The following is a 24,960-nucleotide window of genomic DNA, read 5'->3' as shown; positions in this document are numbered from 1 at the left end:
CCTCCGGGTCAGCAGCGTTCGAGAACGGTGGCGACGCCCATGCCGCCGCCGATGCAGAGGGTCACCACGGCCCGGCGCAGGTCGCGGCGCTCCAACTCGTCCAACGCCGTACCGAGCAGCATCGCTCCGGTCGCGCCGAGCGGATGGCCGAGCGCGATCGCGCCGCCGTTGACGTTCACCCGGTCCGGGTCGAGGCCCAGGTCACGGACGTACTTGAGCACCACCGCGGCGAACGCCTCGTTGATCTCGAACAGGTCGATGTCGTCGACTGTCAGCCCGGCGGCGGCGAGCGCCTTGTGGGTGGCGGGGATCGGGCCGGTCAACATCAGCGTCGGGTCGGCGCCGGTGACCGCCGCGCCGACGATCCGGGCGCGCGGGGTGAGGCCGAGATCCCGACCAACCTGCGCCGAACCGATCAGCACCAGCGCCGCGCCGTCCACGATGCCGGACGAGTTGCCCGCGTGGTGGACGTGCTCGATGGCCTCCAGCCAGTGGAACTTCTGCAACGCGACCGCGTCGAAGCCGGCCGCCTCGCCCATCGTGGCGAAGGACGGCGTGAGCTTCGCCAGCGCCTCCCGGGTGGTCTCCGGGCGAGGGTGCTCGTCAACGGTGAGGATGTCCAGTCCGTTGCCGTCGCGGACCGGCACCACGGAGCGGGCGAAGTACCCGCTGGCCCACGCCTTGGCGGCTCGCTCCTGTGACCGCAGCGCGTAGCCGTCCACGTCGTCGCGGGTGAAGCCCTCCAGGGTGGCGATCAGGTCGGCGCTGACACCCTGCGGCACGAACGACGTGGCCAGCGCGGTCTGCGGATCGGTGGCCCAGGCCGCGCCGTCGGAGCCCATCGGCACCCGGGACATCGACTCCACCCCGCCGGCCAGCAGCAGATGCTCCCAGCCGGAGCGGATCCGCGCGGCGGCGGAGTTGACCGCCTCCAACCCGGAGGCGCAGAACCGGTTGAGCTGCACCCCGCCCACCTGGTCGGGCAGCCCGGCCAACAGCGCGGCCGCCCGGGCCAGGTCGCCGCCCTGCTCGCCGACCGGGGTCACGATGCCGAGCAGCAGATCCTCCAGCCGGCCGACGTCCAGGCCGGGGTTGCGCTCACGCAACGCGTCGATCAGGCCGACCACCAGGGAGATGGGCTTGACCCCGTGCAGTGCGCCGGTGTCCCGGCCGCGTCCGCGCGGGGTGCGGACCGCGTCATAGACGTACGCCTCAGAGGGCACGGGCGATCAACTCCTTCATGATCTCGTTGGTGCCGCCGTAGATCTTCTGGACGCGGGCATCGGCGTACATCCGGGCAATCGGGTACTCAGTCGTGTAGCCGTAGCCGCCGAACAGTTGCAGGCACCGGTCGATGACCTCGCACTGCCCGTCGGTGAGCCACGACTTCGCCATCGCCGCCGTGGAGACGTCCAGGTCGCCACGCGCGTGTCGGACGATGCAGTCATCCAGGAAGACCCGGCTGACCCGGGCGCGGGTGGCGCACTCCGCGAGCACCATCCGGGTGTTCTGGTGACCCATCAGGGTCTTGCCGAAGGCGGTGCGCTCCTTGGCGTACGCGACGGTCAGCGCGACCGCCCGTTCCATGGCGGCCACGGCGCCGACCCCGATGACCAGCCGTTCCTGCGGGAGTTGCTGCATGAGCTGGATGAAGCCCAGCCCTTCGGCGCCGCCCAGCAGGTTCGCCGCCGGCACCCGGAACTCGTCGAAGAACAACTCAGCGGTGTCGTTGGCGTGCAGCCCGATTTTGGACAGCAGTCGGCCTCGGCGGAAGCCCTCCCGGTCGCCGCCCGCCTCGCAGACCAGCAGTGAGACGCCGGCCGCCCGCTGCTCGGGGTCCGTCTTCACCGCCACGATGACCAGATCGGCCAGGCCACCGTTGGTGATGAACGTCTTCGCGCCGGTCACCAGGTAGTCGTCACCGTCACGGACCGCCCGGGTCCGCATCGCCTGGAGATCCGAGCCACCGTCCGGCTCGGTCATCGCGATCGCGCCGACCAGCTCACCGCTGCACAGGCCGGGCAGCCAGCGCCGCTTCTGCTCCTCGCTGCCGTACGCCACCAGGTAGCCCGTGACGATGCCACTGTGGACGGCCAGGCCGAGACTGCTCTCCCCGGCGTACGCCTGCTCGTGCAGCAGCACCGCCTCGTGGGTGAACCCGCCGCCCCCACCGCCGTACTCCTCCGGGACCGAGAGGCCGAGCAGCCCCAGCTCACCGGCGCGCCGGTAGTGCTCGCGGTCCGGGTGGCCCTGCTCCTGAAGGCGGTCGGCGTGCGGCAACACCTCCTTGGTGAAGAAGGTGCGGGCCAGTTCGGCCAGGTCGTCATGCTCCGGCTCGCGCCAGGGTGAGGGGGAGCCGTCGGGCGGGGGGGTCGGCATGTGCATCACCCTCGCGCGCTGTTGGCAGCATGTCAATAAGTCGTGGGCGGCCGGCAGCGCGCACGGCCCGCAAGGCCTCATGGGGGTACGACAGCACGACACTGCAACCAAGATCGAGTGATGGGAAGTAGGTCAAGAACGTTGTCAGACCTACTGTTCATCACTTGATCAAGCAGTCGGGGCGGTTGCGAGGCCAGCCCTCGATGATCAGTTGATGGTCAGTGGCTGAGGAGCCGCCCTGGCGACTGTTGAGCGTCAAGTGATCGTCGAGTGCTACTCGGCCTCGTCGCCGTCGGTGGGGCGCGGCGGGCGGTGCTCGGCGTTCGTTGCCGGCGAGGTCGGCTGGTCCTGCTCCGCGATCTTGCGCTTGCTGTCCCGACACAAGGGACATCGCGCCCATGTCGACAACCGAAACTGCAAGATCGGCGTGCTGCGGGCTGGCGTGCTGCGGGCTGCGTGCTGCGGGCTGCGGGCTGCGGGCTGGAGGGGGCGTGGGGGCGGGGGCGGGGGTGTTGAAACTGCTGGGCATCAAGTGATCAAGGCGAGGGTGGTGGCTGACCCTTGAGCGGTCGATAGGGTCGGGCAGATGAGTGTCGAGACGGCTCCGCGCCGCCGCCGTCTGGAGCCGGACGCCCGGCGTGGGCAGATCCTGGCCTGCGCGGTCCGGCTGTTCGGCGAGCGCCCGTACCCGGACGTGTCGACCACCGACATCGCCCGCGAGGCAGGCGTCGCTCGAGGGCTGGTCAACCACTACTTTGGTGCGAAGAAGGACCTCTACCTGGAGGTTGTCCGGGTCATGGTGACCATCCCCGAGGTCGCCTTGGAGCGGCTGCCGAAGGGTGATCTACGGACCCGGGTCGATGCCAGTGTCACCTGGTTCCTCGACGTGGTGTCCCGGCACAGCACCTCGTGGCTGGCGGCGGTCACTGCCCGGGGGATGGGTGGCGACGCCGACGTGGAGCGGGTGCTCGCCGAGGCCGAGGAGGTCGCCGCGGACCGCATGCTGGTCGCCGTCGGGCTGGCCGGCGAGGCGGAGCACCGCGAGGAGTTGCGCGGGATGGTCCGGGCGTACGGCGGACTGGCCACGTCGACCGCCCGCGAATGGCTCCAGCGCGGCGCGCTGACCCGCCCCCAGGTGCACCTGCTGCTCACCACGACCCTGTTGACCATCGTCGAACAGGTGATTCCGCAGGTCATCGCCGGGGCTGGCCCGGCCCGGTCAGCGCCTCCCGCTTGAGCCGCCCTGCCGTGCTCTGGCCTGCGCGGTCGCGTCGCCGTTGACGGAACCCACGCTTCGCCCGGGCCGCACCAGCGCCGGGCTTCAGGCTGGTGCGGCGGCGGGGGACGATTCGCGGAGGTGGAGGACGATGGCGATGGTCAGGATGACGATGGCGATCGGGTCGAACACCAGCGAGATGAGGTTCATGTCGGCCCGCATGCCGGCGTCGACGACGGTCAGGGCGAGAAACACCAACTTGGTGATGATGGCGGTCGCCGCCGCTGGCACTCTGGCCGGCAGGTGGAAGGCTCCCCAGATGATGGCCGTGCCAAGGGCCGCCTGCAGCACCCCCCGGTGCTGGAGCAGTGCAGTGGTCATGCGGTCAGGGTCGGCCAATCCATAGCTGCTGGTCAGCAGTTGCGGCCATAACAGGGCGAGTGCGGGCGTCGCGGTGATCACGCCGACGATGGTGAGGATGACGCGCATCTTCATTCGACTCTCCTAATGAGGTCGGCTCGCTGATCGTCAGCGTAGCTGATAATCAGCTCAGCGGAAGACTAGGCTGTGGCTTATGCGCTCATCCGAAACCATCTCCTCTGCCACGGGGTACCTGCTGCTGAAGTTGGCCAACCTCGCCAGCGCCCGGATGGAAGAGGCGCTCCTGCCCTTCCGCCTGCGCGGCCGGGATCTGCGGGTGCTGGCCTTCGTCCAAGACGGGGAGTTGTCCCAGCGCGACCTGTGTGAGCAGACGGGACTCGACCGCACCACGATGGTCGCGGTCATCGACGAACTTGAGCGCAACGGATACGTCCGGCGCGAGCGCAGCCCCAGCGACCGCCGTAAACAGCTCATCAGCGTCACCACCGACGGCCGCGCCATCTTGTCGAAAGCCCTCACGGCGATGCGCCGAACCGAGGACGACTTCCTCGCTCCCCTCGGTGAGGACGACCGGCGCCAGCTGCACCGACAGTTGTCAGTGCTCTACGCGGCCCATGATCCCCGGTGCCACACCGACGAGACACCGGACCCCCGGCTGCTACCCGGTGGCGTCGGCGGAACGCACCACAGCGAGGGCCCGACCAGGCCCACGACCTGAGCGTCCGCCGACTGGTCGAGGCCGCCGGCGATCAGGCGGCGCGGCGTCCGCCGGCCTGATCGGTGCGCGTGGCATGCCCGCCCTGCGCTGCCGGGGCGGCGTACCGGTCGGCGGCCTGTGCCGGATAGGACTCGGGGCGTACCAACCGCAGCGGCCGGTCCACCTCGTCGGCCCCGAACCGCCAGCGGGACGGTGCGGGCTGCCGCTGAGGTGCCGGGCCACCGGGCCGCAGCCCGGGCCGGGACAGCAACACGGTGATCAGGTAGCCGACCACCAGGAAGGCGTGGCTGACCAGCCGTTCCCCGCCCACCGAACCGGTGGCAAGGTCGTTGACCGACAGCAGCAGCAACGTGCCGACGAACGCGCTGAGCATCGGCAGCAGCCCGGCGGGCGGGCTGCGGCGCAGCGCCACGAAAAGGAAGCCCGCGCCCACGGCCACGTTCCACGCCGCCGACTCGTGCCACAGGTGCTGGCCGGTGGGGTGCAGGTGGTCGGCGGTCGCGCCCCGGCCCACCTGGGCCAGGCCGAGCACCAGTTGCACCGCGCCGAGCAATCCGAGCGCCGACCGCAGGCCGGCGACGAGCGGGCCACGTCCGAACGCCGCGCGCAACCCGGCGGCGAGCTGGCCCCTTCCGGCCACCTTCCGCAGGCCGGCGACCAGCGGGCCACGTCCGTCCGAACGCCGCCACCGCGACCGGCGGGCCGGGGCCGCGCTGGCGGCGGCAAGAATGGCCGCCGTCCGGTCGGGCACCTCAACCACCAGTCGGGTACGAACCCGACGGGTCACCGCCGCCGCCGCCGTGAACCAGGCCCGGCACTCGGCACACCCGTCCAGGTGCCCCTGCACCGCCGTCAGTTCGGCGGCGGTCTCCTCCCCGTCCAGCTGCGCGGACAGGACCTCCCGCCACTGCTCACACCCCATGTATCGGTAGTCGCTCCGGCAGCCGCTCCGGTTCCCGGCGACCGTGACTGGTTGTGGAATACTCGCCGGATCATGACGCGTTACGGCCTGCTGATCCTGCCCGCCACCAACCGGGTGTACGCCCGCGCCGCCGTCGACCTCACCCGAGCCGAGCTGGAGATCTTCGGCCGCTCGGCGCTGGACGGTCGGATCGGCGAGCTGGACACCGAGGTTGTCGGAGGGGCGTCCTACATCACGTTCACCGGCGACGGGCTGACCGAGCGTGACCTTGCCGTCCTGGGCAACCTCTCCGCCGGGTACGCGTTGTTCGAGATCGTCGGTGAGCTGCTGCGGCCAATCGAGTGGAGCCGTCTGGACCGCTACGACGACGATCTGCTCACCATCCAGAAGTACCCGGGCAAGACCAATGAGCAGTTCACCAAGCTGCTGCTCAACGTCACCCTGCTCGCCTCGGACTGGGCCGCCGAGATGACCAGCCGCCGGTTCCGGGTGCTCGACCCGCTCTGTGGTCGGGGCACCACACTCAACCAGGCGCTGATGTACGGCTTCGACGCCGCCGGGATCGAGCGCGACCAGAAGGACGTCGAGGCGTACCGGGCGTTCATCACCACCTGGCTGAAGCAGAAGCGGGTCAAGCACCGGGTGCTGGAGTCGGGGCCGGTGCGGCGGGAACGCAAGGTGGTCGGCCGGCGGGTGCGGATCGAGTTGGCGCCGACCCGCGAGGAGCACAAGGCCGGCCAGACGCAGTTGCTGGACGTGGTCAACGCCGACACCGCCCGGTCGGCGGAGTTCTTCCGCCCGGAAACCGTGGACCTGGTCGTCGCCGACGCGCCGTACGGCGTGCAGCACGGCAGTCGTACCGCTGGGCAGGGTTTGACCCGCGACCCGCTGGCATTGCTCGCGGACGCCGCGCCGGTCTGGGCCCGGTTGTTGCGCCCCGGGGGTGCGCTCGGGATCTCCTGGAACACCCACGTCGCCAGTCGGGACGACGCGGCGGCGGCGTTGGCCGACGCCGGCCTGACCGTGGTCGACGCCGAGCCCTACCGCGCGCTGCGGCACCGGGTGGACCAGTCGATCATGCGGGATGTGCTGGTGGCCCGCCGCCCGGCCTGAAGGGTCTCGCACCGCCGCATTACCGCGCCATGAGCCACCCATCCGGGTCGCGCATGGTCTCTCGCCCGTGCCTTCCCCTTTGCTCTGCACCCGCGGTGATGAAGTGGGTACGGGAGAACGGCGGCCACCCGACCGAGCAGGTCGGCAAGATCGTGGACGCGATCAGCGGCACCGGCGGCACCCCGCTGGTCGTCGCCGAGCACGTCGACGGTGCGCCCGCCCGCGCGTTGGGCGTCATCCACCTCAAGGACGTGGTCAAGTCCGGCATGCGGGAGCGGTTCGACGAGATGCGCGGGATGGGCATCCGAACCGTGACGATCACCGGCGACAACCCGCGTACCGCGAAGGCGATCGCCGACGAGGCCGGGGTGGACGACTTCCTGGCCGAGGCGACGCCGGAGGACAAGCTCGCGCTGATCAAGCACCTCATCACCGAGCCGGGAATGGGTTACCGCTACCGGCCGTGAACCGTTGACACCCGCCGGCAGAGATTGAAGAATTTCTGTCAGCAGCGGCAGCGGCGTGCTTCTGTAACCGTCCCCTTCACCGGTTACCCCTCGGGAGCTCGCCGTGTCCGTGCCCCTGTCCCGTCGTCGGCTGCTGGTCGCCGGCGGTGCCGGCCTCGTCCTGGCCGGTCTCACCGACCCGTTCCGGGCCGCCCCCGCCCGAGCCGCCGTCACCACCGCCGACCTGGTCGTCTACGGCGCCACCTCCGGCGGGCTGGCCGCCGCGATCACCATGCGCCGACTCGGCCGCACCGCCGTGGTGGTGGAGCCCACCGGCCACGTCGGCGGGTTGAGCACCGCCGGGCTGGGCGCCACCGACACCGGCGTCCAGGCGTCCATCGGCGGGCTCGCCGCCGAGTTCTACCGCAGGATGTACGTGAAGTACCACGGCGGAAGCCTCACCCCGACGTCGCCGCTGCGGATGACCTTCGAACCGCACGTCGCCACCGCCGTCTTCGCCGACATGCTGGCCGAGGCGGGCGTCCCGGTGGTCGTCGACGCCCGGCTGGCCGGCCTCGGCCGAACCGGCAACCGGATCACCGAGCTGCGCACCGAGGACGGGTCGGTCTACCGGGGCGGGGTGTTCGTCGACGCCACCTACGAGGGCGATCTGCTGGCCATGGCCGGGGTGGGGTTCACCGTCGGGCGGGAGTCCAACGACACCTACGGCGAGACGATCAACGGGGTGCAGTCGCGCAACACCCACCAGTTCGCCTACCCCGTCGACCCGTACGTGACGGCCGGCTCGCCCGCCAGCGGCCTGCTGCCGGGCATCTCCGCCACCCCGCTCGCCCCGCAGGGCAGCGGCGACGACAAGATCCAGGCGTACTGCTTCCGGATGTGCCTGACCCAGGCGGCCAACCGGATCCCGTTCGGCAAGCCGTCCGGTTACGACCCGATCCGCTACGAGCTGCTTCTGCGGCACATCCAGGCCGGCTACACCGGGCCGTACTTCACCACCCACTCGGTAGGCGGCGGGAAGACCGACTCCAACAACAACGGCGCCGTGTCGACCGACAACATCGGCTTCAACTACGCATACCCGACGGCGAGCTGGGCGACGCGGGAGAGCATCATCGCCGAGCACCGCACCTACCAGCAGGGGCTGATGTGGTTCCTGGCCAACGACCCCCGACTGCCGGCGTCGGTCCGCGACTCGACGGCCCGCTGGGGGCTGCCGGTGGACGAGTTCACCGGCACGGGCGGCTGGCCGCCGATGCTCTACATCCGTGAGGCACGCCGGATGATCTCCGCGTACGTGATGACCGAGGCCGACTGTCGGGGCCGGGTACGCGCCACCGACTCGGTGGGCCTGGCCAGCTACACGATGGACTCGCACAACTGTCAGCGGGTGGTCGTCGACGGCAAGGTGCGCAACGAGGGGGACGTGCAGATCGGCGTGCCGGCGCCGTACCCGGTGAGCTACCGCGCGATCGTGCCGCACCAGGCGCAGTGCGCCAACCTGCTGGTGCCGGTCTGCCTCTCGGCGAGCCACATCGCGTACGGCTCGATCCGGATGGAACCCGTGTTCATGATCCTCGGGCAGGCCGCAGCCACCGCGGCGTCCCTGGCGCTCGCCGGGAACCTCGCCGTGCAGGCCGTCTCCGTGCCCACCCTCCAGACCCGGCTACGCCAGGACGGCGCGGTGCTGGAGTGGGGCTCCACCAGCGAGGTGATCCTGGACAACGCGTCGACCAGCGGGATCACCCGGGCCGGGACGTGGCTGCGCAGCACCAGCAGCGGCGGCTACTACGGGCCGGACTACGAGCACGACGGCAACGTCGGCAAGGGAGTCAACCGGCTGCGGTTCCGCCCGACGCTGCCCACCGCCGGATCGTGGACGGTGCAGCTGCGCTGGACCGCGCACTCCAACCGGGCGACAAACGTGCCGGTGGACATCACGCACGCCGGTGGGCTGATCACCAAGACGGTGGACCAGCGGCAGGCCGGCGGGCAGTGGGTGGCGCTGGGCACCTACCAGTTCACGGCGGGCACCGACGGCAGCGTGCTGATCCGTACCGAGGACACCAACGGTTACGTGGTCGCCGACGCGGTCCGATTCGTCCGCGCCTGATCAGCGTCGGATCTGGCCCGATCGGCTTCTTGACGCCGCGCTCACGCGGCAGCCCGGCGGGGTGCCGGTACGGCGGGTAACGTGCCGATCGGACCAAGATCGGCGTACGAGGAGGCACGGTGCTGACGACGACGGTGGACATCCCGACCAGTGACGGAGTGGCGGACGCGAGCCTGACCCGACCGGACGGCGAGGGCCCGTTCCCGGCGGTGCTGCTCTTCATGGACGCCTTCGGGCCGCGCCCCCGTCTGGTCGAGATGGCCGAGCGGATCGCCGAACGCGGCTACCTGGTGCTGACGCCCCACCTGTTCTACCGGGCCGGCCGGGCACCCCTGTTCGACCTGTCCCGCCTCGGCGAGGCCGACCAGCGCGCCGCCCTCTTCGAGAAGATCATGCCGCTGGTCGGCGCGTTGACTCCCGACGTGATCAACCGGGACACCGCCGCGTTCCTCGACTTCCTGGCCGCCCGCGACGACGTGCGGCCGGGCCCGGTCGCGATCACCGGCTACTGCATGGGCGGCACGAACGCGCTGCGGGCCATCGAGACGCACCCGGACCGCATCGCCGCGGTGGCGAGCTTCCACGGCGGGCGGATCGTCACCGACGCGCCGGACAGCCCCCACCTGGGCGTCGGCTCGGTCACCGGCGAGCTGTACTTCGGGCACGCCGACGCCGACCAGTCGATGACGCCCGAGCAGATCGCCACGCTGGAGAAGGCGCTCGACGCCGCCGGGGTGCGCTACCGCTCCGAGGTGTACGCCGGGGCGCACCACGGCTACACCATGGCCGACACCCCGGCGTACGACGAGCAGGCCACCGAGCGTCACTGGGCCGCCCTGTTCGACCTCCTGGACCGCACCCTGCCCGTCTGATCACGGTGGGAGCGCCGGGTTGGGGGTCAGCGGCGCAGCAGCACCGGGCCGGCGTCGATGCGGGTGCGGAACAGCGCGTACGGCTTGCGCCGCAGGTCCTTGCCGCGCTGGTACTGCGGCTGCCGGTGCAGTTGGTTGGCGGTGACGTAGAGGTATCCGTCGGTGGCCACCGACATGGTGTCCGGCCAGAGCAGTCGCGGGTCGTGGACCAGCGTCTCGTACTCGCCGTCGGGCAGTCGACGCAGCACCGCGTTGTGCTCGTACGAGGTGAGGTAGAGCCGCCCGGCGTCGTCGCTCTCCAACCCGTCCGAGGCGGTGCCCCGGTCGCCCTCGTCGACCACTGTGGCGGCGACCGCCTCCTGGGTGACGCCCGGGTCGGCCAGCGCCTCGGTGGACACGCTGTGCAGGCGACGGGACGCCAGCGGGCAGTAGTAGAGCCGGGTGCCGTCGGCGGAGATGGCGATGCCGTCGGAGCCCATACTCACCGGCTTCGGCGGGCCGTCGGCCGGCCGTTCGAGGAACGGTCGGCCCTCGACCACCGGCCGGAACGACGTCAGCGGCTCCGCCTTGGTGGACGGGTGGTCGTGCAGCCGCCGCCAGGAGGCCCCGCTGGCCAGGTCCACCACGATGATCCCGTTCGGCCCGGAGTCGGCCGAGTCGGTGATGTACGCGACCCCCGCCTCGCCCCGCCGCAGGTCGAAGCGGACGTCGTTGAGGTACGTCGTCGGCAGCGCCACGTCCGCCGGGAAGGTGATCACCTGGGCGACCGTGTCGGTGTCCAGGTCGATCCGGACCAGCTTGGGGCCGCCCGGCTTGGTGGGCTGGAACATCGGGCTGCCGGTGTCCAGCACCCAGAGCCGGTCGGCCGGGTCCACCACGATGCTCTGCACCGAGACGAACGCGCCCGCGTCGTCGTCACCGGACGGGTCGTTCCAGGCCTGGTCGGGGTAGGGCACCTCCCGGCCGTCGCGCAGCTCGACGACGGTGGCCGGCACCTCGTCGCCCCACTTCGGGAAGTTGACGAAGATCCGGCCCCGGTGCGAGACGCTCACCCCGGTCGGCATCGGGCCGGTGAAGGTGTGCACCAGCTCCAGCTCGCCCATCGGCTCGTCGCCGACCGGCCCGTTCATGACGTCCGCCCCACGGTGCTCATCGGCTCGCTCCCTACCGGTCGGCTGTTACGGCGCTTCGGTGCGGTTGTTCCCGCCCTGGCGTCCGATATGCCTCCGATCAGCTCGCTGGCGCGCCGGCCCGCGCGGCGGGCAGGCCGGGCACCGGGACGTCCACCGCGAGCAGCGCGCCGTCCTGCGGGCCCGCCGAGTCAAGCCCCACCCGGGCGGTGCCGATGAAGAGTCGCCGCAGGTCGGGGCCGCCCAGGCAGATGCCGGCCGGCTGCTCGGCCGGCAGCCGGATCTCCCGGTCGAGGGTGCCGTCGGGCCGGTAGCGGCGTACCGCCGAGCCGCCCCACAGCGCGATCCAGAGGTGGTCGGCCGCGTCGAGCGTCATGCCGTCCGGGCCGCCGTCGGCGGGGGACAACCGCAGGAACGGCTCCCGCCCGCGCAGGTCACCGGTGGCGGGGTCGACGGTGAACCGGTCGATCTCACCGCGCGGGGTGTCGGCCAGGTACATGGTGGTGCCGGTCGCGTCGAACGCCGGCCCGTTCGGGATGGTCAGCCCGGTCACCGCGGGGACCGGGTCGGCACCCGGGGTGAGGCGGAACAGGGTGCCCCCGCCGGGCACCATCGCGTACGTCATGCTGCCGGCCCAGAAGCGGCCGTGCGGGTCGGCGACGGCGTCGTTCATCCGGGTCGGCTCGGACGCGTCGGCGACCAGCTCGGCGACCGGGCGGGGGTCGCCGGTGGCGGGCAGCACCGTGACGCCGGTCCCGGCGGCGGCCAGCCATTCGCCGGGTCGGTCGGCCACCGGGGCGACCGCGCCGAGCGGCACGTCGAGGCGGCGTAGCTCCCGTAGCGGAGTCGGGGCGTCGCCGTCGGTCTCCAACAGTCGCCCGGCCAGCAGGTCGACGAGGACCAGCCGGTCGTCGACCCAGCGTAGGCCCTCACCCAACTCCAGCCGGTCGGTGCTCCAGACGGTCGGCTCGGTCAGCTCCATGGTGCTCCTCCAAAAGGATCGTCAGCGGACCGTACCGCCGGGGCCGTGGTCGAGCAGCGCCAGCTCGGCCCGGTCGGGCAGGCCCTCCCAGTCGCCCCGGGTGGCGACCGCGAACGCGCCGGTGGTGACGGCCCGGTCCAGTCGCCCCGACGCGTCGACGCCGTCGAGCCAGCCGGAGAGCAGCCCGGCGACGAAGGCGTCGCCCGCGCCGACGGTGTCCACCACCGGCACCGTCCGGGCTGGACGGTGGATCGTGCCGGTGATGCTGTGGCTGGTCGCTCCACCGGCGCCGTGCTTGACCACGACCTCGGCGACGCCGGCCGAGAGTAGCGCCGCGGCCGGGTCGACGGCGTCGGTCAGCACGGCCAACTCGTCGTCGGAGGCGACCACCAGGTCGATCGAGGGCAGCAGCGGGCGCAGCGCGGCGGCGGCCTCGGCGACGGACCAGAGCCGGTTGCGGTGGTTGACGTCCAGGCAGATCGTGCTGCCGGCCGCGCGGGCGCGCCGCACGGCCTCCACCACCGCCTGGTACGGCTCGACGCCGAGCGCGCAGGTGATGCCGGTGACGTGCAGCAGCCGGGGTGGTGGCCCGGGCGCGTCGAAGGCCCTGGTCACGTCGGCGGGGCCCAGCCGGGAGCCGGCCGAGAAGGAGCGGTGGTAGGTGACCCGGTTGATGTCGGCGACCCGATTCTCGAAGAGGATCAGGCCGGTGGGGGCGGTCTCGTCGACCCGGGACCAGGTCAGGTCGACACCCTCGGCGCGCAGCGTACGGCGGACCAGCTCGCCGGGCTCGTCGGCGCCGGTGACACCGACCCAGGCCGCCCGGTGGCCGAGCCGGGCCACGCCGATCGCCACGTTCGACTCGGACCCGGCGACGGAGATCCCGGCGGTACCGCCCAGTCGCAGTGGGCCGGTGGTGCGGAACGCCGCCATCGTCTCGCCGAGCGTGAGCAGGTCGGTCATGGCCGGACCGCCGCGAGGAAGGCGGCGGCGCGTTCGCGCAGCGCCGCCGTGTCGCCGCCTCGGACGGCGTCGCCGAGCAGCGGGGAACCGACCCCGACCGCTGTCGCGCCCCGGTCCAGGTAGCGCCGTGCACCGTCCGCGTCGACCCCACCGACGGGCACGAACGCGGTAGCGGGGAACGGGTCGCGCAGCGCGCCGAGGTAGTCGGGCCCGCCGAGCGAGGCCGGGAAGAGCTTGATCGCGCTGGCCCCGCCGTCGTTGGCCCGCACCACCTCGGTGGGGGTGAGGGCGCCGGCGAGCACCGGCAGCCCGAGCCGGCCACCCTCGGCGAGGCTCGCCGCGATCGCCGGGGTGACCAGGAAACCGGCGCCCGCGTCGGCCGCGGCGCGGGCGTCCTCGGCGCTGAGCACGGTGCCGGCGCCCAGGGCGAAGTCGGGCCCGAGGGCGGCCCGGGCGCGGCGGATGACGCCGAGCGCGTCGGCGCTGGTCATCGAGACCTCGACCAGGGCGACGCCGCTCTCGGCCACTGTGAGCACGGCGGCCAGCGCGGCGGCCGGGTCCGGGCCGCGCACGATGGCCAACAGCCGGTGGGTACGCAGCTCGTCGAGCAGGTTCATCACGGTGTCCTCAGTGGTTGCGGTGGGCGGAGATGGTGAGTCGCCAGGTGACCTCGCCGGTGGGCGGAACGACCGCCGCGTCGGAGGGGCCGGTGTCGGTCAGGTCGAAGGCCGCGCCGAGCATCGGTTCGATGCCGACGCTGCGGTAGGGGCCGTTCGCCGGCCAGCCGCCCAGGTTGCGCCAGAGCGCGGTGCTGCGGGGCTGGCCGGCGCACTCCAGCTCCAGAGTCAGCCGGTCGGCTCCGTCGATCACCTGGACCCGGGCGCAGTCGAGCAGCACCGCGCCGAGGGCGGTCCCGTCGTCCGGCCCGAACATGTCCAGTGTCAGCCCGGCCGGGGCCGGCCACGGCCCGGTCAACCACGGGTCGCCGCTGGGCCAGCGGCCCGGTGGCAGGAGTGCGGCGGCTTCCGGGTGCAGGCGGGTCGGGGTGCCGGCGGGCGCGTCGAGGCGGGCGCCGGGGGAGAGGTCGAGCAGGGCGTGCGCGGCCCAGACGAACCGGTACCCGGGGTCGGCGGCCAACCGGTAGTCGGCCACCACCACGCCGCCGGAGTCGGTGATCCGACGGGTGAGGGTGAACGTCGGCCGCTCGATGACAGCGGTGCCGGGGCCGCCGTCGCGCCACGGCCGCGACCACACCTCGCCGTGGTCGGGCTCGCCGCGCACTGTGGGCAGGCACTCCTCCAGCCCACCGGCGTCGACGAACGCGTCGTCGGGGCGTACCTCCTGCCGGCCGGGTTCCGGGCCACGCCACAGCCACTCCCGGCCACCGCCGTGCAGACTCGTCCACCGGCCGCCGTGCGCCGCGTCGTACGCCACCCGCAGGGCCACCGGCCGCGCGCCGGTCACCACTCGGCGAAGGACCCGTCGGCGTGCTGCCAGACCGGGTTGCGCCAGGCGTGTGGGGTCTGGGCGGCCTTGCGGACCGCCACCTCGTCGACAGTGATACCCAGACCGGGCCGGTCGAGGCGGGCGATGTGCCCGTCCACGAACCGGAACGGCTCCGGGTCGACCAGGTAGTCCAGCAACTCCGAGCCGGCGTTGTAGTGGATGCCGATGCTCTGCTCCTGGATCAGGAAGTTCGGCGTCGCGAAGGCCACCTGGAGGCTGGCCGCCAGGGAGATCGGGCCGAGCGGGCAGTGCGGGGCGAGCAGCGCGCCGTACGTCTCGGCCAGCGCCGCGATCCGGCGGACCTCGGAGATCCCACCGGCGTGCGACAGGTCCGGTTGGACCACGGCGACTCCGGCCTGCAACGGGCCGAGGAACTCGGACCGACCGTAGAGCCGTTCGCCGGTGGCCACCGGGATCGGCGTGCCGGCGACGATGTCGCGCAGGTGGTGGGCCTGGTCGGGCAGGACCGGCTCCTCCACGAAGAACGGGCGCAGGGCGGCCAGCTCGGGCAGGATCCGGCGGACGGCGGCCATTCCGGCGCGACCGTGGAAGTCCACAGCGATGTCCCGGTCGGGGCCGAGCACCTCGCGGGCGGCGGCCACCCGGCCGATGACCGCGTCCACCTCGGCCGAGGTGGGGATCGGCGAGAGCCGCCCGCTGGCGTTCATCTTGACCCCGGTGAGGCCGGCGGCGACCTGTGCGGCGGCGGCGTCGGCCACCTCGTCGGGCTCGTCCCCGCCGATCCACGAGTAGATCCGCACCCGGTCGCGGACGGGCCCGCCGAGCAGCGCGTGCACCGGCGCGCCGTACGCCTGGCCGGCGATGTCCCAGAGCGCCTGGTCGAGGCCGGCGACCGCGCTGGAGAGGATCGGGCCGCCCCGGTAGAAGCCGCCCTTGGTGAGCACCTGCCAGTGCTGCTCGATGCGCAGGGGGTCCGCACCGATCAGATGTTCGGAGAGCACCTCGACCGCGCTGCGCACCACCTCGGCGCGGCCCTCCACCACCGGCTCACCCCACCCGACCAGCCCGTCGTCGGTCTCCACCCGGCAGAACAACCACCGTGGCGCGACCAGGAAGGTCTCGATCCGCTCGATCTTCACTGACTGCCCCTTCGTCCCCGTGCCTTCTCGACGTCGCGGACGGCCTTGTCCAGCAACTGACGCATCGCGGTCTCGGCCGCCGTCTCGTCCCGGTCGCGCAGCGCGTCGACCACCGCACGGTGGCTGGGCACCGGGTCGTCGTGCGCGTCACCGCCGTGCACGAGCCGGTCCCGTTCGGCGAGCCCGGTCTCCATCACCACCTCCATCCGCTCCAACAGCTCGTTGTGGGTGGCGGCGAGCAGCGCGCGGTGGAAGGCGAGGTCCGCGGCGATGGCGGCGGCGGGATCACCGTTGGCCTGGGCCATCTCGGCCAGTGCCCGGTCGAGGGCGGCCAGGTCGTCCTCGGTCGCGCGGGTGGCGGCCAGCCGGGCGGCGGCGGGCTCGATGATGGCGCGTACCTCGTGCAGCTTTTCGAGCAGGCGCTCGTCGGGGCCCTCGGCGAACTGCCAGCGGATCACGTCGCCGTCGAGCAGGTTCCAGTCCGCCCGGGGTCGGACGAAGGTGCCGCGCTTCTGCCGGGCGTCGACGATGCCCTTGGCGGAGAGGACCTTCAGCGCCTCGCGGAGCGCCGTGAGGCTGACGTCGAACTCCTCCTGCAACGCGACGATGTTGAGGGTCGCGCCTGCGGCGATCTCGCCGGTGAGGATGCGACGGGCGATCGCTTCGACGGTCTGCCCGTGGACGCCGCGGCGTGCGTACTGTGCCAATGCTCCTGGCCTTTTCGCTGGTCGGTATCGATCTCTCAGGCCGAGGCTTTCACCGCTGTCCAGCCACCGTCCACCACGAGGCTCGCGCCGGTGACGTAGGCGGCGTCCGGCGAGGCGAGGAAGGCGACAGTGGCGGCCACCTCGTCCGGTGTGCCGAAGCGTTTCGCGACGGTCTCCGCGATGCTGTGCTGGCGGTCCTCTTCGGACACGTCGGCCCAGGCGGCGGTGAGGATCGGCCCGGGCAGCACTGTGTTGACCCGGACCTGCGGGCCGTACTCCACGGCGAGTTGGCGGCCGAGCGCGACCAGGCCACCCTTGGCCGCGGCGTACGCGGGCCGGCCTGGCAACCCGACCAGCGCGTGCACCGAGGAGATCAGCACCACCGCGCCCGAGCGTGCCCGCAGGTCGTCCAGGCAGGCGCGGACGCCGAGGAAGGAGCCGGTGAGGCTCACGCCGAGCTGGTGGTCCCAGGACTGCCGGCTGGTCTCGTGCGCCGGGGCGACCCGCACGGCGTACGCGGTGCTGACCAGGATGTCGACCGGGCCGAGGCGGTCCCGTACGGCGCTCACGGCGCTCGTCCAGTCGGCCTCGTCGCTGACATCGCCCACTACGGACAGTGCGGGGTCTCCGCGCGCGGTCAACTCCTCGGCCAGTGGGGCCGGGTCGGCCACGTCGAGCAGCGCGACCGCCGCTCCCTCGGCGGCAAGCCGCCGGGCGATGGCCGCGCCGATCCCACCCATCGCACCGGTGACCAGCGCGTTCTTGCCTTCAAGTCGACGCATAGGCTGATCCACCTGACCCTCGCCTTGATCTCATCTAATCATTAATTACGAAGATATCTTGACAGCCGGCGACGGCCGATGCAACCTTCTCGTCACAGCATTCACATGGACGACACATCGCGCGGTGACGCTACGTGTCGTAAAGGAAGGGACACCTCCGTGAGCGACTTCGACCCCGGTCGCCGGCGATTCCTTGGCCACCTCGGGCTCGCCGGCCTGGGCGCGCTCGGCGCCAGCTCGTTCCTCAGCGCGTGCGCCAGCTCCGCCAGCGGGCCGACGACGAGCAACGGCTCGGGCGCGGTCACCATCCAGTCCAACCTCTCCTCGCCGCAGGCCAAGGCGGCGATGGAGAAGCTGATCGAGACCTTCAACAAGCAGGGCAAGGGCACGGCGAGCCTCAACACGATCGCCTCGGAGACCTTCCGGACCCAGCTGCCGACCTACCTGACCTCGGCCAACCCGCCGGACCTCTACACCTGGTACGCGGGTTCGGTCGCCAACGACTACGCCAGCAAGGACCTGCTGCTGGACGTCTCCGAGGTGTGGAAGTCACTGGACGACTACCCGCAGTCGCTGCGTACCCTCTCCACCGACGCCAGCGGCAAGCAGATCTTCGTGCCGATGAACAACTACTGGTGGGGCTTCTTCTACCGCAAGTCCAACTTCGCCAAGTGGGGCGTGCAGGAGCCGAAGACCTGGACCGAGTTCCTGGCGCTCTGCGAGACGCTGAAGAGCAAGGGCGTCCCGCCGATCGGCATCGGCCTCGGCGACACCCCGTGGGTGGCCTCGGCCTGGTTCGACTACCTGAACATCCGGATCAACGGCGCGCCGTTCCACCGCGAGTTGCTCGCCGGCAAGCAGCGCTTCGACGACCCGAAGGTCAAGGCGGTCTTCACCCGCTGGCGCGAGGCCCTGCCCTACTTCGACCCCAAGGGCAAGGCGTACCCGTTCCAGGAGGCGACCACCGCGCTGCTGGCCGGTAAGACCGGCATGTTCCTGATCGGCACCTTCTTCGCCGACGCCGCTCCCAAGGACGCGCTCGGTGACCTGGACTTCTTCCGGTTCCCGATCATCGACCCGGCGGTGCCGCTGGCCGAGGAGGCGCCGACCGACGGCTTCTTCGCCAGCGCGAAGACCGCCAACCCGACCGGCACCAGGGCCCTGCTCAGCTACCTGGCCGGGGTCGAGGCCCAGGAGGCGTACGTCAAGGCCAGCTCCGGCATCGTGCTGCCGGCCAACCCCAGGGCCAAGGCGTCCGACTCGCCGCTGGTGGTCAAGGGCAAGGCGATGCTGAACGAGGCCAAGGAGCTGACCCAGTTCTTCAACCGCGACTCCAGCGACGCGCTCCAGCCGACCGCGGACACCGCGCTGACCAAGTTCATCGACAAGCCGGACCAGATCGACGCGATCCTGCGGGAGTGGCAGGCCGGCGCCGAGAAGGTCTTCAAGGGCTGACGTGACAGCAACGATCTCCACGACTTCGGTCACCCCCACTCGGCGGCGACGGTCGGCTCGACTGTCGCCGCTGCTGGTGGCGTTCGTCCTGGTGCCGTTCGCGGTCGAGAGCGTCTGGGTCTTCTGGCCGGCGATCCAGGGTTTCTGGTTCTCCCTCACCCGCTGGGACGGGATGACACCGCCGACCTTCGTCGGCACCGACAACTACGTCGAGCTGGCCGGCGACGCCACCTTCCGGGGTGCGTTGCTCAACACGGTGATCTGGCTGGTGCTCTTCGGCGGCCTCTCCGTGCTGGGTGGCTTCGGGATGGCGCTGGTCCTGCAGAAGGAGCGGCGCGGTGTCGGCTTCTACCGGGCCGCGCTGTTCACCCCGGTGGTGTTCTCGCTGGTGGTGACCGCGCTGGTCTGGCGGGTCTTCTACCAGCCCGATGGCATCGCGGACACGCTGCTGCGGGCGGTCGGCCTGGAACAGCTGATCCGGCCCTGGCTCGCCGACCCGCAGACCGCCCTGTACGCGGTGATCCTGCCCGCGCTGTGGCGGCAGATCGGGTACGTGATGGTGCTGTTCCTGGCCGGGTTGAAGGCGATCGACCCGGCGTTGCACGAGGCGGCCCGGATGGACGGCGCCAACTCCTGGCAGCGGCTGTGGCACGTCACCATCCCCCAGATGAAGGGGGTCAACGCCGTGGTGCTTTCGGTCATCGTGATCGACTCGCTGCGCTCGTTCGACATCGTCTGGTCGCTGACCAGGGGCGGGCCGTACCACTCGTCGGAGCTGCTCAGCACCTACATGTACTCGGCCGCGTTCCAGAGCCTGCGGCTGGGCTACGCCTCGGCGATCGCTGTCGTGATCTTCGTGCTCGCGCTGGCCGTCATCCTCGGCTACCTGGTCCGCGCGTTCCGGGAGGAAGCGTCATGAACAAGCTCCGTACCGGGGCCTTCCACACCGGCATGATCCTGCTCTCGCTGCTCTGGCTGGGCCCGGTGCTCTGGGTGGTGGTGATGTCCACCCGGTCGTTCGACGACATCGCCGCGCACGGCGTGGGCAGCCTGCCCCGGTCGTTCACACTGGACACCTACCGGCAGGCGTGGACCGACGGCGGCGAGCTGCGTGCGTTGATCAACAGCATGCTGGTCACCGTCCCGTCGGTGGCGCTGAGCCTGGCGCTGGCCGCGATGGCCGCCTTCGCCCTGAGTCGCTTCCGGATCCCCGGGCGGCGGACGATCCTGCTGCTGATGCTCGCCGGCAACCTGCTCCCACCGCAGATCCTGCTCATCCCGGTGGCCAAGTTCAGTGAGCTGACCGGCCTGTACGACACGCTCTGGGCGCTGATCGCGGTGCAGGTCGGCTTCGGGCTCGGCTTCTACACGTTCGTCCTGCACGGCTTCATGCGGGACCTGCCGGGCGAGATCCAGGAGGCGGCCACCATCGACGGCGCCGGCACCGCGCAGATCTTCACCAGGGTGATGCTGCCGCTGACCCGACCCGCGCTGGCCGCGCTCGGGGCGCTCTCCTTCACCTGGATCTTCAACGACCTGCTCTGGGCGATCACCGTGCTGCGGACCGACGACAACATGCCGGTCACCCCGGCGCTGCTCGCCCTCCAGGGGCAGTTCGTCTCGTCCTGGAACGTCATCGCCGCCGGTACGGTCATCGCGGCCGTCCCCACCGTCGCGGTGTTCCTGCGCTTCCAGCGGCACTTCGTCTCCGGCCTGGCGCTCGGAGCGGTCAAGTGACCGCCGCGACCGGACAGCGCTGGACGCTGCGCGGCACGCGGACCGAGTACACAGTGACCGTGCCCGCGCACGGCCGCTGGCTGGAACTCGTCGCGTGGGGGCCGCACGGCGTCTCCGACGGGCCCTCGCCGGTCGCGTACGACGGCCCGGTCCCGTTCCTCACCGCCGGCGACGCCGCCCCCATCGAGTACGCCACCGACGCCGACCGGCCGTTCACCGCCGCCGATCTGGTGATCGAGACCTCGAACGGGCAGCGCCGGGTGGGCTTCGTGCACACCGACGCGCGGGTCGACGCCGACCAGCGGGAGTTGGCCGTCGAGTTCGCCGACCCGGTGACCGGGCTGCGCGCCACAGTGCACTACCGGGTGCCCGCCGGCACCGACGTGGTGCAGCGGTGGGTCGAGCTGACCAACGACGGCACCGACGCGCTGCGGGTCATCCGGGCCGGATCGGGCGGGTTCTGCGTACCGACGCCGCACGGCGCGCTGCTCAGCCACCAGTGGGGGCAGTGGTCGCAGGAGTTCCAGCTCGCTCACGTCGAGCTGGGCCACGGCGCGTTCAGCATCGGCAGCTCCCAGGGCGTACCCGGGCATCTGCACGTGCCCTGGCTGGCCGTGCGCGACAGCGCGGAGCCGGCCGGCCCGGCGTGGGGGATGGCGCTGGCCTGGACCGGGTCGTGGGAGATCAGCGCCGAGCGGGACACCGGCGGCCTGACCCGGGTCCGCGTCGGCCGTCAACTGGTCGACGGCCCGCTGGAGCTGGCCGCCGGCGAACGGTTGTCCCTGCCGGTGGTCACCGGGGCGTACAGCCCGGACGGCCTGGACGGGCTGGCCCGGGTCTGGCACACCCACCAGCGGTTGCTGGCCGCCGACCGGCTCACCCCCCGCCCTGTGCTCTACAACTCCTGGGAGGCGACCTACTTCGCGGTCGAGGCGCAGAGCCAGCTCGCGCTCGCCCGGATCGCCGCCGAGCTGGGCGTGGAGACGTTCGTCGTGGACGACGGCTGGTTCGTGGGCCGCGACGACGACACCGCCGGGCTTGGCGACTGGACGCCCGACCCGGCGAAGTTCCCGGCCGGGTTCGACACGTTCATCGCCGACGTCCGCGCGCTCGGGCTGAACTTCGGGCTCTGGGTCGAGCCGGAGTGCGTCAACCCGAAGTCCTCCCTGTACGCCGAGCACCCGGACTGGGTCTACTCCGTCGACGGTCGACCGCTCACCCCGGTCCGTAACCAGTACCTGCTCGACCTGGGGCGTCCGGAGGTCGCCGAGTTCGTCCACTCCACAGTCGACGGCCTGCTGCGTCGGTACGACATCGACTACCTGAAGTGGGACTTCAACCGGCCGCGTACCGAACCGGGCCGCTCCGGTGGGGTGGGCCCGGTCGACCTGGACGGCGCGCACGTCGCCAACCTGCACCGGATCTACGAGCGGTTGCGCCGGGACCATCCCGGTGTGCTGATCGAGGCGTGTGCCGGCGGGGGCGCGCGGACCGACCTGGCGATGGCCGCCCGCGCCGACGTCTTCTGGCCCAGCGACAACACCGGTCCACTCGACCGGCTGGCCATCCAGTACGGCTTCCTGCACGCCAACGCCCCACACCTGCTCAGCTCCTGGGTCACCGACGCGCCCGGCCTGTTCGACAGCCGCCCCCGATCACTGGCGTTCCGGTTCGTCCTGGCGATGGCCGGTGTGCTCGGCATCGGCGCTGACATCCGGGCGTGGACCCCCGCCGAACGGGCCGAGGCGGCCGGCTGGGTCGCCCGCTACAAGGAGATCCGGGACGTCGTCACGCGCGGCGAGGTGCACCTGATCGGTGGCCCCGACCAGGCCCGCTGCGCGGTGCAGTACACCGCGCCGGACGAGAACCAGGTGGTCGTCCTGGCCTGGCACACCGGCCGGCTCGACGGCGCCGGGCTGCTTCCGTCCCGCCCGGTCCGGTTGCCCCTGCGCGGCCTCGACCCGGCGGCCCGCTACTCGCACGGCGATCGGCACTACTCCGGCAGCCACCTCGCCGCGGTCGGTCTGCCCGTGCAGTGGAGCGCGACCCACGACGCCGACCTCATCGTGCTGACCCGCGACTGAGATCGGAGCACCACCACCCCCACCCCCGAGGGACAGGAGTACCTCCATGCGCCTGAACCGACAGCTGACCGCTGCCCTGGCCGTGCTCGGCCTGGGCCTGGCCAGCCCGATGCCGGCGATGGCCGGCCCACCCCATGCCGACCCACCGCTGGCCGCCCCATCTCACGGCGACCCGCCGAAGGTAGGCCACGGCCCCGGCCGTCCCGGCCACGCCCCGGCGGCCACCGGCGCCGAGGACCAGGGCGCGCCGACCTTCTTCAACAGCGGGCTCGCCCCGACGCCCTACCAGGGCTGGAACACCTACTTCGGCCTCGGTGGCGACCCCACCGAGGCCGAGGTCAGGTCCGTCACCGACTACATGGTCCACAGTGGCCTGCGGGACGCCGGCTACACCTACGTCTGGATCGACGGCAACTGGGCCGCACCCACCCCGCGCAACGAGGCCGGTCAGCTCGTCGCCGACCCGGCCCGCTTCCCCGGCGGAATGGCCGCGCTGGCCGCGTACATCCACAGCAGAGGGATGAAGGCCGGCATCTACACCGACGCCGGCCCGTACCTGCCGGGGCAGTGTGGGCTCGGCAGCAACGGCCACTACCGGGCGGACATCGCCCAGTTCGCCGGCTGGGGCTTCGACGCGCTCAAGGCCGACTGGCTGTGCGGCCGGGCCGCCGGCCTCGACCCGGAGGCCACCTTCCGTGAGCTGGCCGAGGCGGTACGCCAGTCGCCGCGGCCGATGCTGCTCAACATCTGCAACCCGGTCAGCTCCGACTGGGGTGGCGGTCCGTACACCCCGGAGCAGCTCTCCACCTGGAGCTACACGTACGCGCCCACCATCGCCGACTCCTGGCGGACCTACACGGACGTGGGGCTCACCGACCCGTCCCCGCAGTGGGCGTACCCGTGGGTGCTGCGCAACATGGACGTCAACGCGTACCACCCGGCGGCCACCGGGCCGGGGCACTACAACGACCCGGACTACCTGCTGCCGATGCGCCCGCTGCCCGACGGCGGGTACGAGTTGAGCCTGGAGGAGTCCAAGACGCAGCTCGGCATGTGGGCCATCATGGCCGCGCCGCTGGTGATCGGCTCCGACCCGCGTGGCCTGCCGAAGGAGATGATCTCGGCGCTGACCAACCCGGAGATCATCGCTGTGGACCAGGACCCGCTGGTCCGGCAGGGCGTCAAGGTCGCCGACACCGGCACCGACGCGCAGGTCTGGAGCAAGGTGCTCGCCGGCTCCGGCAAGCGGGCGGTCGCGCTGCTCAACCGGCACGACACCGCCCAACAGATCACCGTGAACTTCGCCGACGTCGCCCTCGGCGGGTCGGTCAGGATCCGTGACCTGTGGTCCCGCTCCACCGTGGACGCACAGCCGGGCACCCCGGGCGTGCAACCGTTCACCGGCTCGTACACCGTCCAGGTGCCGGCGCACGGGGTGGCCATGCTCGGCCTGACCGGCACCGACCAGGTCGCCGGCGCCGACCTCGGTGGCACCGCCAGCGCCAGCCCGACCCTGGTCCGGGTGGACGACACGCACGCCACCGCGTTCGTCCGCGACGCTTCCGGTGCGCTGGCCGTCAACACCCGCACCGGTACGACGTGGGGCACGCACTGGACCTCGCTCGGCGGCCCGGTCGGCGGCCGGATCCTCGGCCAGCCGGCGGCGTACGGCTCCGCCGACGGGCGGCTCGACGTCTTCGTCCGCGGCACCGACAACGCCGCCTGGCAGCGCAGCTACGTCGCCGGCAGGTGGGGACCGTGGCGCAGCCTCGGTGGCACGCTGACCGACGCGCCGACGGTGGCCTGGACCAACCCGACGCAGTGGACGCTTGTCGCCCGCGGTGCCGACGGCAAGCTCTGGTCGCGTACGCCGAACGCCGGCTGGACCGGCGTCGGGGCTCCTGAGAACCGGCCGTTCTACGGTCGGCCGAGCGCTGTCGTCGACGACGCCGGCGTGCTGCACGTGGCGGTCCGTAGCCGCACCGACGAGGTGTGGTGGAGCAGCCGGACCGGCACCACCTGGTCGGCTTGGACCAACCTGGGCGGCACCACCAGCGGCAGCCCGACCCTGCTCGCCACCTCCGGCCGGGTCTACCTGTTCGCGCTGGCCGCCGACAACAGGCTCTGGCAGCGCAACCTGGCCGACGGCGCCTGGGGTGGCTGGTTCCGGCGCGGTGAGTTCGCGACCGACGCGTTCCGGGGTGCGCCCGGAGCCGCCGCCGGTGCCAACGGCAGCGCCTGGCTGGCGGTACGCGGCGTCGATGACCGGGTGCACCAGGTCACCCTCTGATCCACTGTGGCGGGCCGTCGACCTGACGGCCCGCCACCCCGCC

22 protein-coding genes and 1 pseudogene are annotated in these 24,960 nt (G+C 71.9%); 11 read left to right on the top strand and 12 right to left on the bottom strand.

The features are described from left to right. Positions 1–8 precede the first annotated feature (8 nt). On the bottom strand, positions 9–1,223 hold the full coding sequence (locus ACIA47_RS07635; protein WP_396706291.1) for an acetyl-CoA C-acetyltransferase: 1,215 nt from the start codon (positions 1,221–1,223) through the stop codon (positions 9–11). Next, complete coding sequence (locus ACIA47_RS07630; RefSeq protein WP_396706289.1) at positions 1,213–2,379, bottom strand: acyl-CoA dehydrogenase family protein; 1,167 nt, start codon at positions 2,377–2,379, stop codon at positions 1,213–1,215. Before ACIA47_RS07630 ends, ACIA47_RS07635 begins: the two co-directional genes overlap by 11 nt. Positions 2,380–2,965: 586 nt before the next feature. On the opposite strand from ACIA47_RS07630, the gene ACIA47_RS07625 reads away from it, so the two are divergent. Then, complete coding sequence (locus tag ACIA47_RS07625) at positions 2,966–3,616, top strand: TetR/AcrR family transcriptional regulator (protein ID WP_203122805.1); 651 nt, start codon at positions 2,966–2,968, stop codon at positions 3,614–3,616. 84 nt (positions 3,617–3,700) lie between these two features. Here ACIA47_RS07625 and ACIA47_RS07620 read toward each other — a convergent pair whose 3' ends face one another. Continuing rightward, on the bottom strand, positions 3,701–4,084 hold the full coding sequence (locus ACIA47_RS07620) for a hypothetical protein (RefSeq protein WP_396706287.1): 384 nt from the start codon (positions 4,082–4,084) through the stop codon (positions 3,701–3,703). An 85-nt stretch (positions 4,085–4,169) separates the two neighbouring features. On the opposite strand from ACIA47_RS07620, the gene ACIA47_RS07615 reads away from it, so the two are divergent. After that, positions 4,170–4,694: a MarR family winged helix-turn-helix transcriptional regulator gene (locus ACIA47_RS07615; RefSeq protein WP_396706285.1), complete on the top strand. Its 525-nt coding sequence runs from the start codon at positions 4,170–4,172 to the stop codon at positions 4,692–4,694. 31 nt (positions 4,695–4,725) lie between these two features. Here the strand turns inward: ACIA47_RS07615 and ACIA47_RS07610 are convergent, their stop codons facing one another. Continuing rightward, on the bottom strand, positions 4,726–5,616 hold the full coding sequence (locus ACIA47_RS07610; protein ID WP_396706283.1) for a zf-HC2 domain-containing protein: 891 nt from the start codon (positions 5,614–5,616) through the stop codon (positions 4,726–4,728). Between the two features lie 72 nt (positions 5,617–5,688). Here ACIA47_RS07610 and ACIA47_RS07605 point away from each other — a divergent pair, with 72 nt between their 5' ends. From ACIA47_RS07605 to ACIA47_RS07590, 4 genes and pseudogenes are all read left to right on the top strand, one after another. Then, the gene (locus tag ACIA47_RS07605; protein WP_112603623.1) at positions 5,689–6,729 is read left to right on the top strand and encodes a TRM11 family methyltransferase; all 1,041 of its coding nucleotides are present in this window, start codon (positions 5,689–5,691) and stop codon (positions 6,727–6,729) included. An 83-nt stretch (positions 6,730–6,812) separates the two neighbouring features. Continuing rightward, positions 6,813–7,151: pseudogene (locus ACIA47_RS07600) on the top strand (HAD family hydrolase); the annotation flags it as partial. A 148-nt stretch (positions 7,152–7,299) separates the two neighbouring features. Continuing rightward, positions 7,300–9,309 carry an FAD-dependent oxidoreductase gene (locus tag ACIA47_RS07595; RefSeq protein WP_396706281.1) on the top strand — a complete coding sequence of 670 codons (2,010 nt, stop codon included), beginning with the start codon at positions 7,300–7,302 and terminating at the stop codon, positions 9,307–9,309. Between the two features lie 119 nt (positions 9,310–9,428). After that, entirely contained in the window at positions 9,429–10,181 is a 753-nt protein-coding gene (locus tag ACIA47_RS07590) for a dienelactone hydrolase family protein (protein ID WP_203122813.1), read from the top strand. A gap of 26 nt (positions 10,182–10,207) precedes the next feature. On the opposite strand, the gene ACIA47_RS07585 is transcribed toward ACIA47_RS07590, so the two are convergent. The 8 genes from ACIA47_RS07585 to ACIA47_RS07550 form a co-directional block, all read right to left on the bottom strand. After that, on the bottom strand, positions 10,208–11,311 hold the full coding sequence (locus ACIA47_RS07585) for an L-dopachrome tautomerase-related protein (protein WP_396706279.1): 1,104 nt from the start codon (positions 11,309–11,311) through the stop codon (positions 10,208–10,210). A gap of 100 nt (positions 11,312–11,411) precedes the next feature. Then, complete coding sequence (locus tag ACIA47_RS07580; RefSeq protein ID WP_396706277.1) at positions 11,412–12,293, bottom strand: SMP-30/gluconolactonase/LRE family protein; 882 nt, start codon at positions 12,291–12,293, stop codon at positions 11,412–11,414. A 21-nt stretch (positions 12,294–12,314) separates the two neighbouring features. Next, complete coding sequence (locus tag ACIA47_RS07575) at positions 12,315–13,256, bottom strand: sugar kinase (RefSeq protein WP_396706276.1); 942 nt, start codon at positions 13,254–13,256, stop codon at positions 12,315–12,317. Beyond that, positions 13,253–13,873, bottom strand: coding sequence for a bifunctional 4-hydroxy-2-oxoglutarate aldolase/2-dehydro-3-deoxy-phosphogluconate aldolase (locus ACIA47_RS07570; protein ID WP_396706274.1), 621 nt, complete (start codon positions 13,871–13,873; stop codon positions 13,253–13,255). Before ACIA47_RS07570 ends, ACIA47_RS07575 begins: the two co-directional genes overlap by 4 nt. 10 nt (positions 13,874–13,883) lie before the next feature. After that, a complete protein-coding gene (locus ACIA47_RS07565) occupies positions 13,884–14,723 on the bottom strand; it encodes a hypothetical protein (protein WP_396706272.1) in 840 nt (279 codons plus the stop codon). Next, positions 14,717–15,862 (bottom strand): galactonate dehydratase, encoded by a 1,146-nt coding sequence (gene dgoD, locus ACIA47_RS07560; protein WP_396706270.1) that lies wholly within the window; start codon positions 15,860–15,862, stop codon positions 14,717–14,719. Before dgoD ends, ACIA47_RS07565 begins: the two co-directional genes overlap by 7 nt. Further along, on the bottom strand, positions 15,859–16,569 hold the full coding sequence (locus tag ACIA47_RS07555) for a FadR/GntR family transcriptional regulator (RefSeq protein ID WP_396706268.1): 711 nt from the start codon (positions 16,567–16,569) through the stop codon (positions 15,859–15,861). The genes dgoD and ACIA47_RS07555 overlap by 4 nt, the downstream gene beginning before the upstream one ends. 35 nt (positions 16,570–16,604) lie before the next feature. After that, the gene (locus tag ACIA47_RS07550; protein WP_396706266.1) at positions 16,605–17,351 is read right to left on the bottom strand and encodes an SDR family NAD(P)-dependent oxidoreductase; all 747 of its coding nucleotides are present in this window, start codon (positions 17,349–17,351) and stop codon (positions 16,605–16,607) included. A 159-nt stretch (positions 17,352–17,510) separates the two neighbouring features. On the opposite strand from ACIA47_RS07550, the gene ACIA47_RS07545 reads away from it, so the two are divergent. From ACIA47_RS07545 to ACIA47_RS07525, 5 genes are read left to right on the top strand one after another with little or no spacing between them, the layout of a single operon-like run. Further along, the gene (locus tag ACIA47_RS07545; protein WP_203122818.1) at positions 17,511–18,806 is read left to right on the top strand and encodes an extracellular solute-binding protein; all 1,296 of its coding nucleotides are present in this window, start codon (positions 17,511–17,513) and stop codon (positions 18,804–18,806) included. A 1-nt stretch (position 18,807) separates the two neighbouring features. Further along, positions 18,808–19,725 (top strand): carbohydrate ABC transporter permease, encoded by a 918-nt coding sequence (locus tag ACIA47_RS07540; protein WP_396706263.1) that lies wholly within the window; start codon positions 18,808–18,810, stop codon positions 19,723–19,725. Further along, the gene (locus ACIA47_RS07535; RefSeq protein ID WP_203122820.1) at positions 19,722–20,543 is read left to right on the top strand and encodes a carbohydrate ABC transporter permease; all 822 of its coding nucleotides are present in this window, start codon (positions 19,722–19,724) and stop codon (positions 20,541–20,543) included. The genes ACIA47_RS07540 and ACIA47_RS07535 overlap by 4 nt, the downstream gene beginning before the upstream one ends. Beyond that, on the top strand, positions 20,540–22,627 hold the full coding sequence (locus tag ACIA47_RS07530) for an alpha-galactosidase (protein ID WP_396706261.1): 2,088 nt from the start codon (positions 20,540–20,542) through the stop codon (positions 22,625–22,627). Before ACIA47_RS07535 ends, ACIA47_RS07530 begins: the two co-directional genes overlap by 4 nt. Before the next feature lie 46 nt (positions 22,628–22,673). After that, positions 22,674–24,917, top strand: a complete 2,244-nt coding sequence (locus ACIA47_RS07525; protein ID WP_396706259.1) for a glycoside hydrolase family 27 protein — start codon at positions 22,674–22,676, stop codon at positions 24,915–24,917. Positions 24,918–24,960 lie beyond the last annotated feature (43 nt).

It is taken from the genome of Micromonospora sp. NPDC051227, assembly GCF_044455385.1.
GTDB lineage: Bacteria > Actinomycetota > Actinomycetes > Mycobacteriales > Micromonosporaceae > Micromonospora.
The sequence above is the reverse complement of the archived record's forward strand: the minus strand, read 5'-3'. Positions and strand labels throughout refer to the sequence as shown.

Bases quoted from the DNA above. Each gene is read 5' to 3' on its own strand.
- ACIA47_RS07585 (WP_396706279.1), bottom strand. From the start codon at position 11,311: ATGAACGGGCCGGTCGGCGACGAGCCGATGGGCGAGCTGGAGCTGGTG.
- ACIA47_RS07575 (WP_396706276.1), bottom strand. From the start codon at position 13,256: ATGACCGACCTGCTCACGCTCGGCGAGACGATGGCGGCGTTCCGCACC.
- ACIA47_RS07570 (WP_396706274.1), bottom strand. From the start codon at position 13,873: ATGAACCTGCTCGACGAGCTGCGTACCCACCGGCTGTTGGCCATCGTG.
- ACIA47_RS07625 (WP_203122805.1), top strand. From the start codon at position 2,966: ATGAGTGTCGAGACGGCTCCGCGCCGCCGCCGTCTGGAGCCGGACGCC.
- ACIA47_RS07615 (WP_396706285.1), top strand. From the start codon at position 4,170: ATGCGCTCATCCGAAACCATCTCCTCTGCCACGGGGTACCTGCTGCTG.
- ACIA47_RS07550 (WP_396706266.1), bottom strand. From the start codon at position 17,351: ATGCGTCGACTTGAAGGCAAGAACGCGCTGGTCACCGGTGCGATGGGT.
- ACIA47_RS07620 (WP_396706287.1), bottom strand. From the start codon at position 4,084: ATGCGCGTCATCCTCACCATCGTCGGCGTGATCACCGCGACGCCCGCA.
- ACIA47_RS07605 (WP_112603623.1), top strand. From the start codon at position 5,689: ATGACGCGTTACGGCCTGCTGATCCTGCCCGCCACCAACCGGGTGTAC.
- ACIA47_RS07525 (WP_396706259.1), top strand. From the start codon at position 22,674: ATGCGCCTGAACCGACAGCTGACCGCTGCCCTGGCCGTGCTCGGCCTG.
- ACIA47_RS07535 (WP_203122820.1), top strand. From the start codon at position 19,722: ATGAACAAGCTCCGTACCGGGGCCTTCCACACCGGCATGATCCTGCTC.
- ACIA47_RS07610 (WP_396706283.1), bottom strand. From the start codon at position 5,616: ATGGGGTGTGAGCAGTGGCGGGAGGTCCTGTCCGCGCAGCTGGACGGG.
- ACIA47_RS07630 (WP_396706289.1), bottom strand. From the start codon at position 2,379: ATGCCGACCCCCCCGCCCGACGGCTCCCCCTCACCCTGGCGCGAGCCG.
- ACIA47_RS07580 (WP_396706277.1), bottom strand. From the start codon at position 12,293: ATGGAGCTGACCGAGCCGACCGTCTGGAGCACCGACCGGCTGGAGTTG.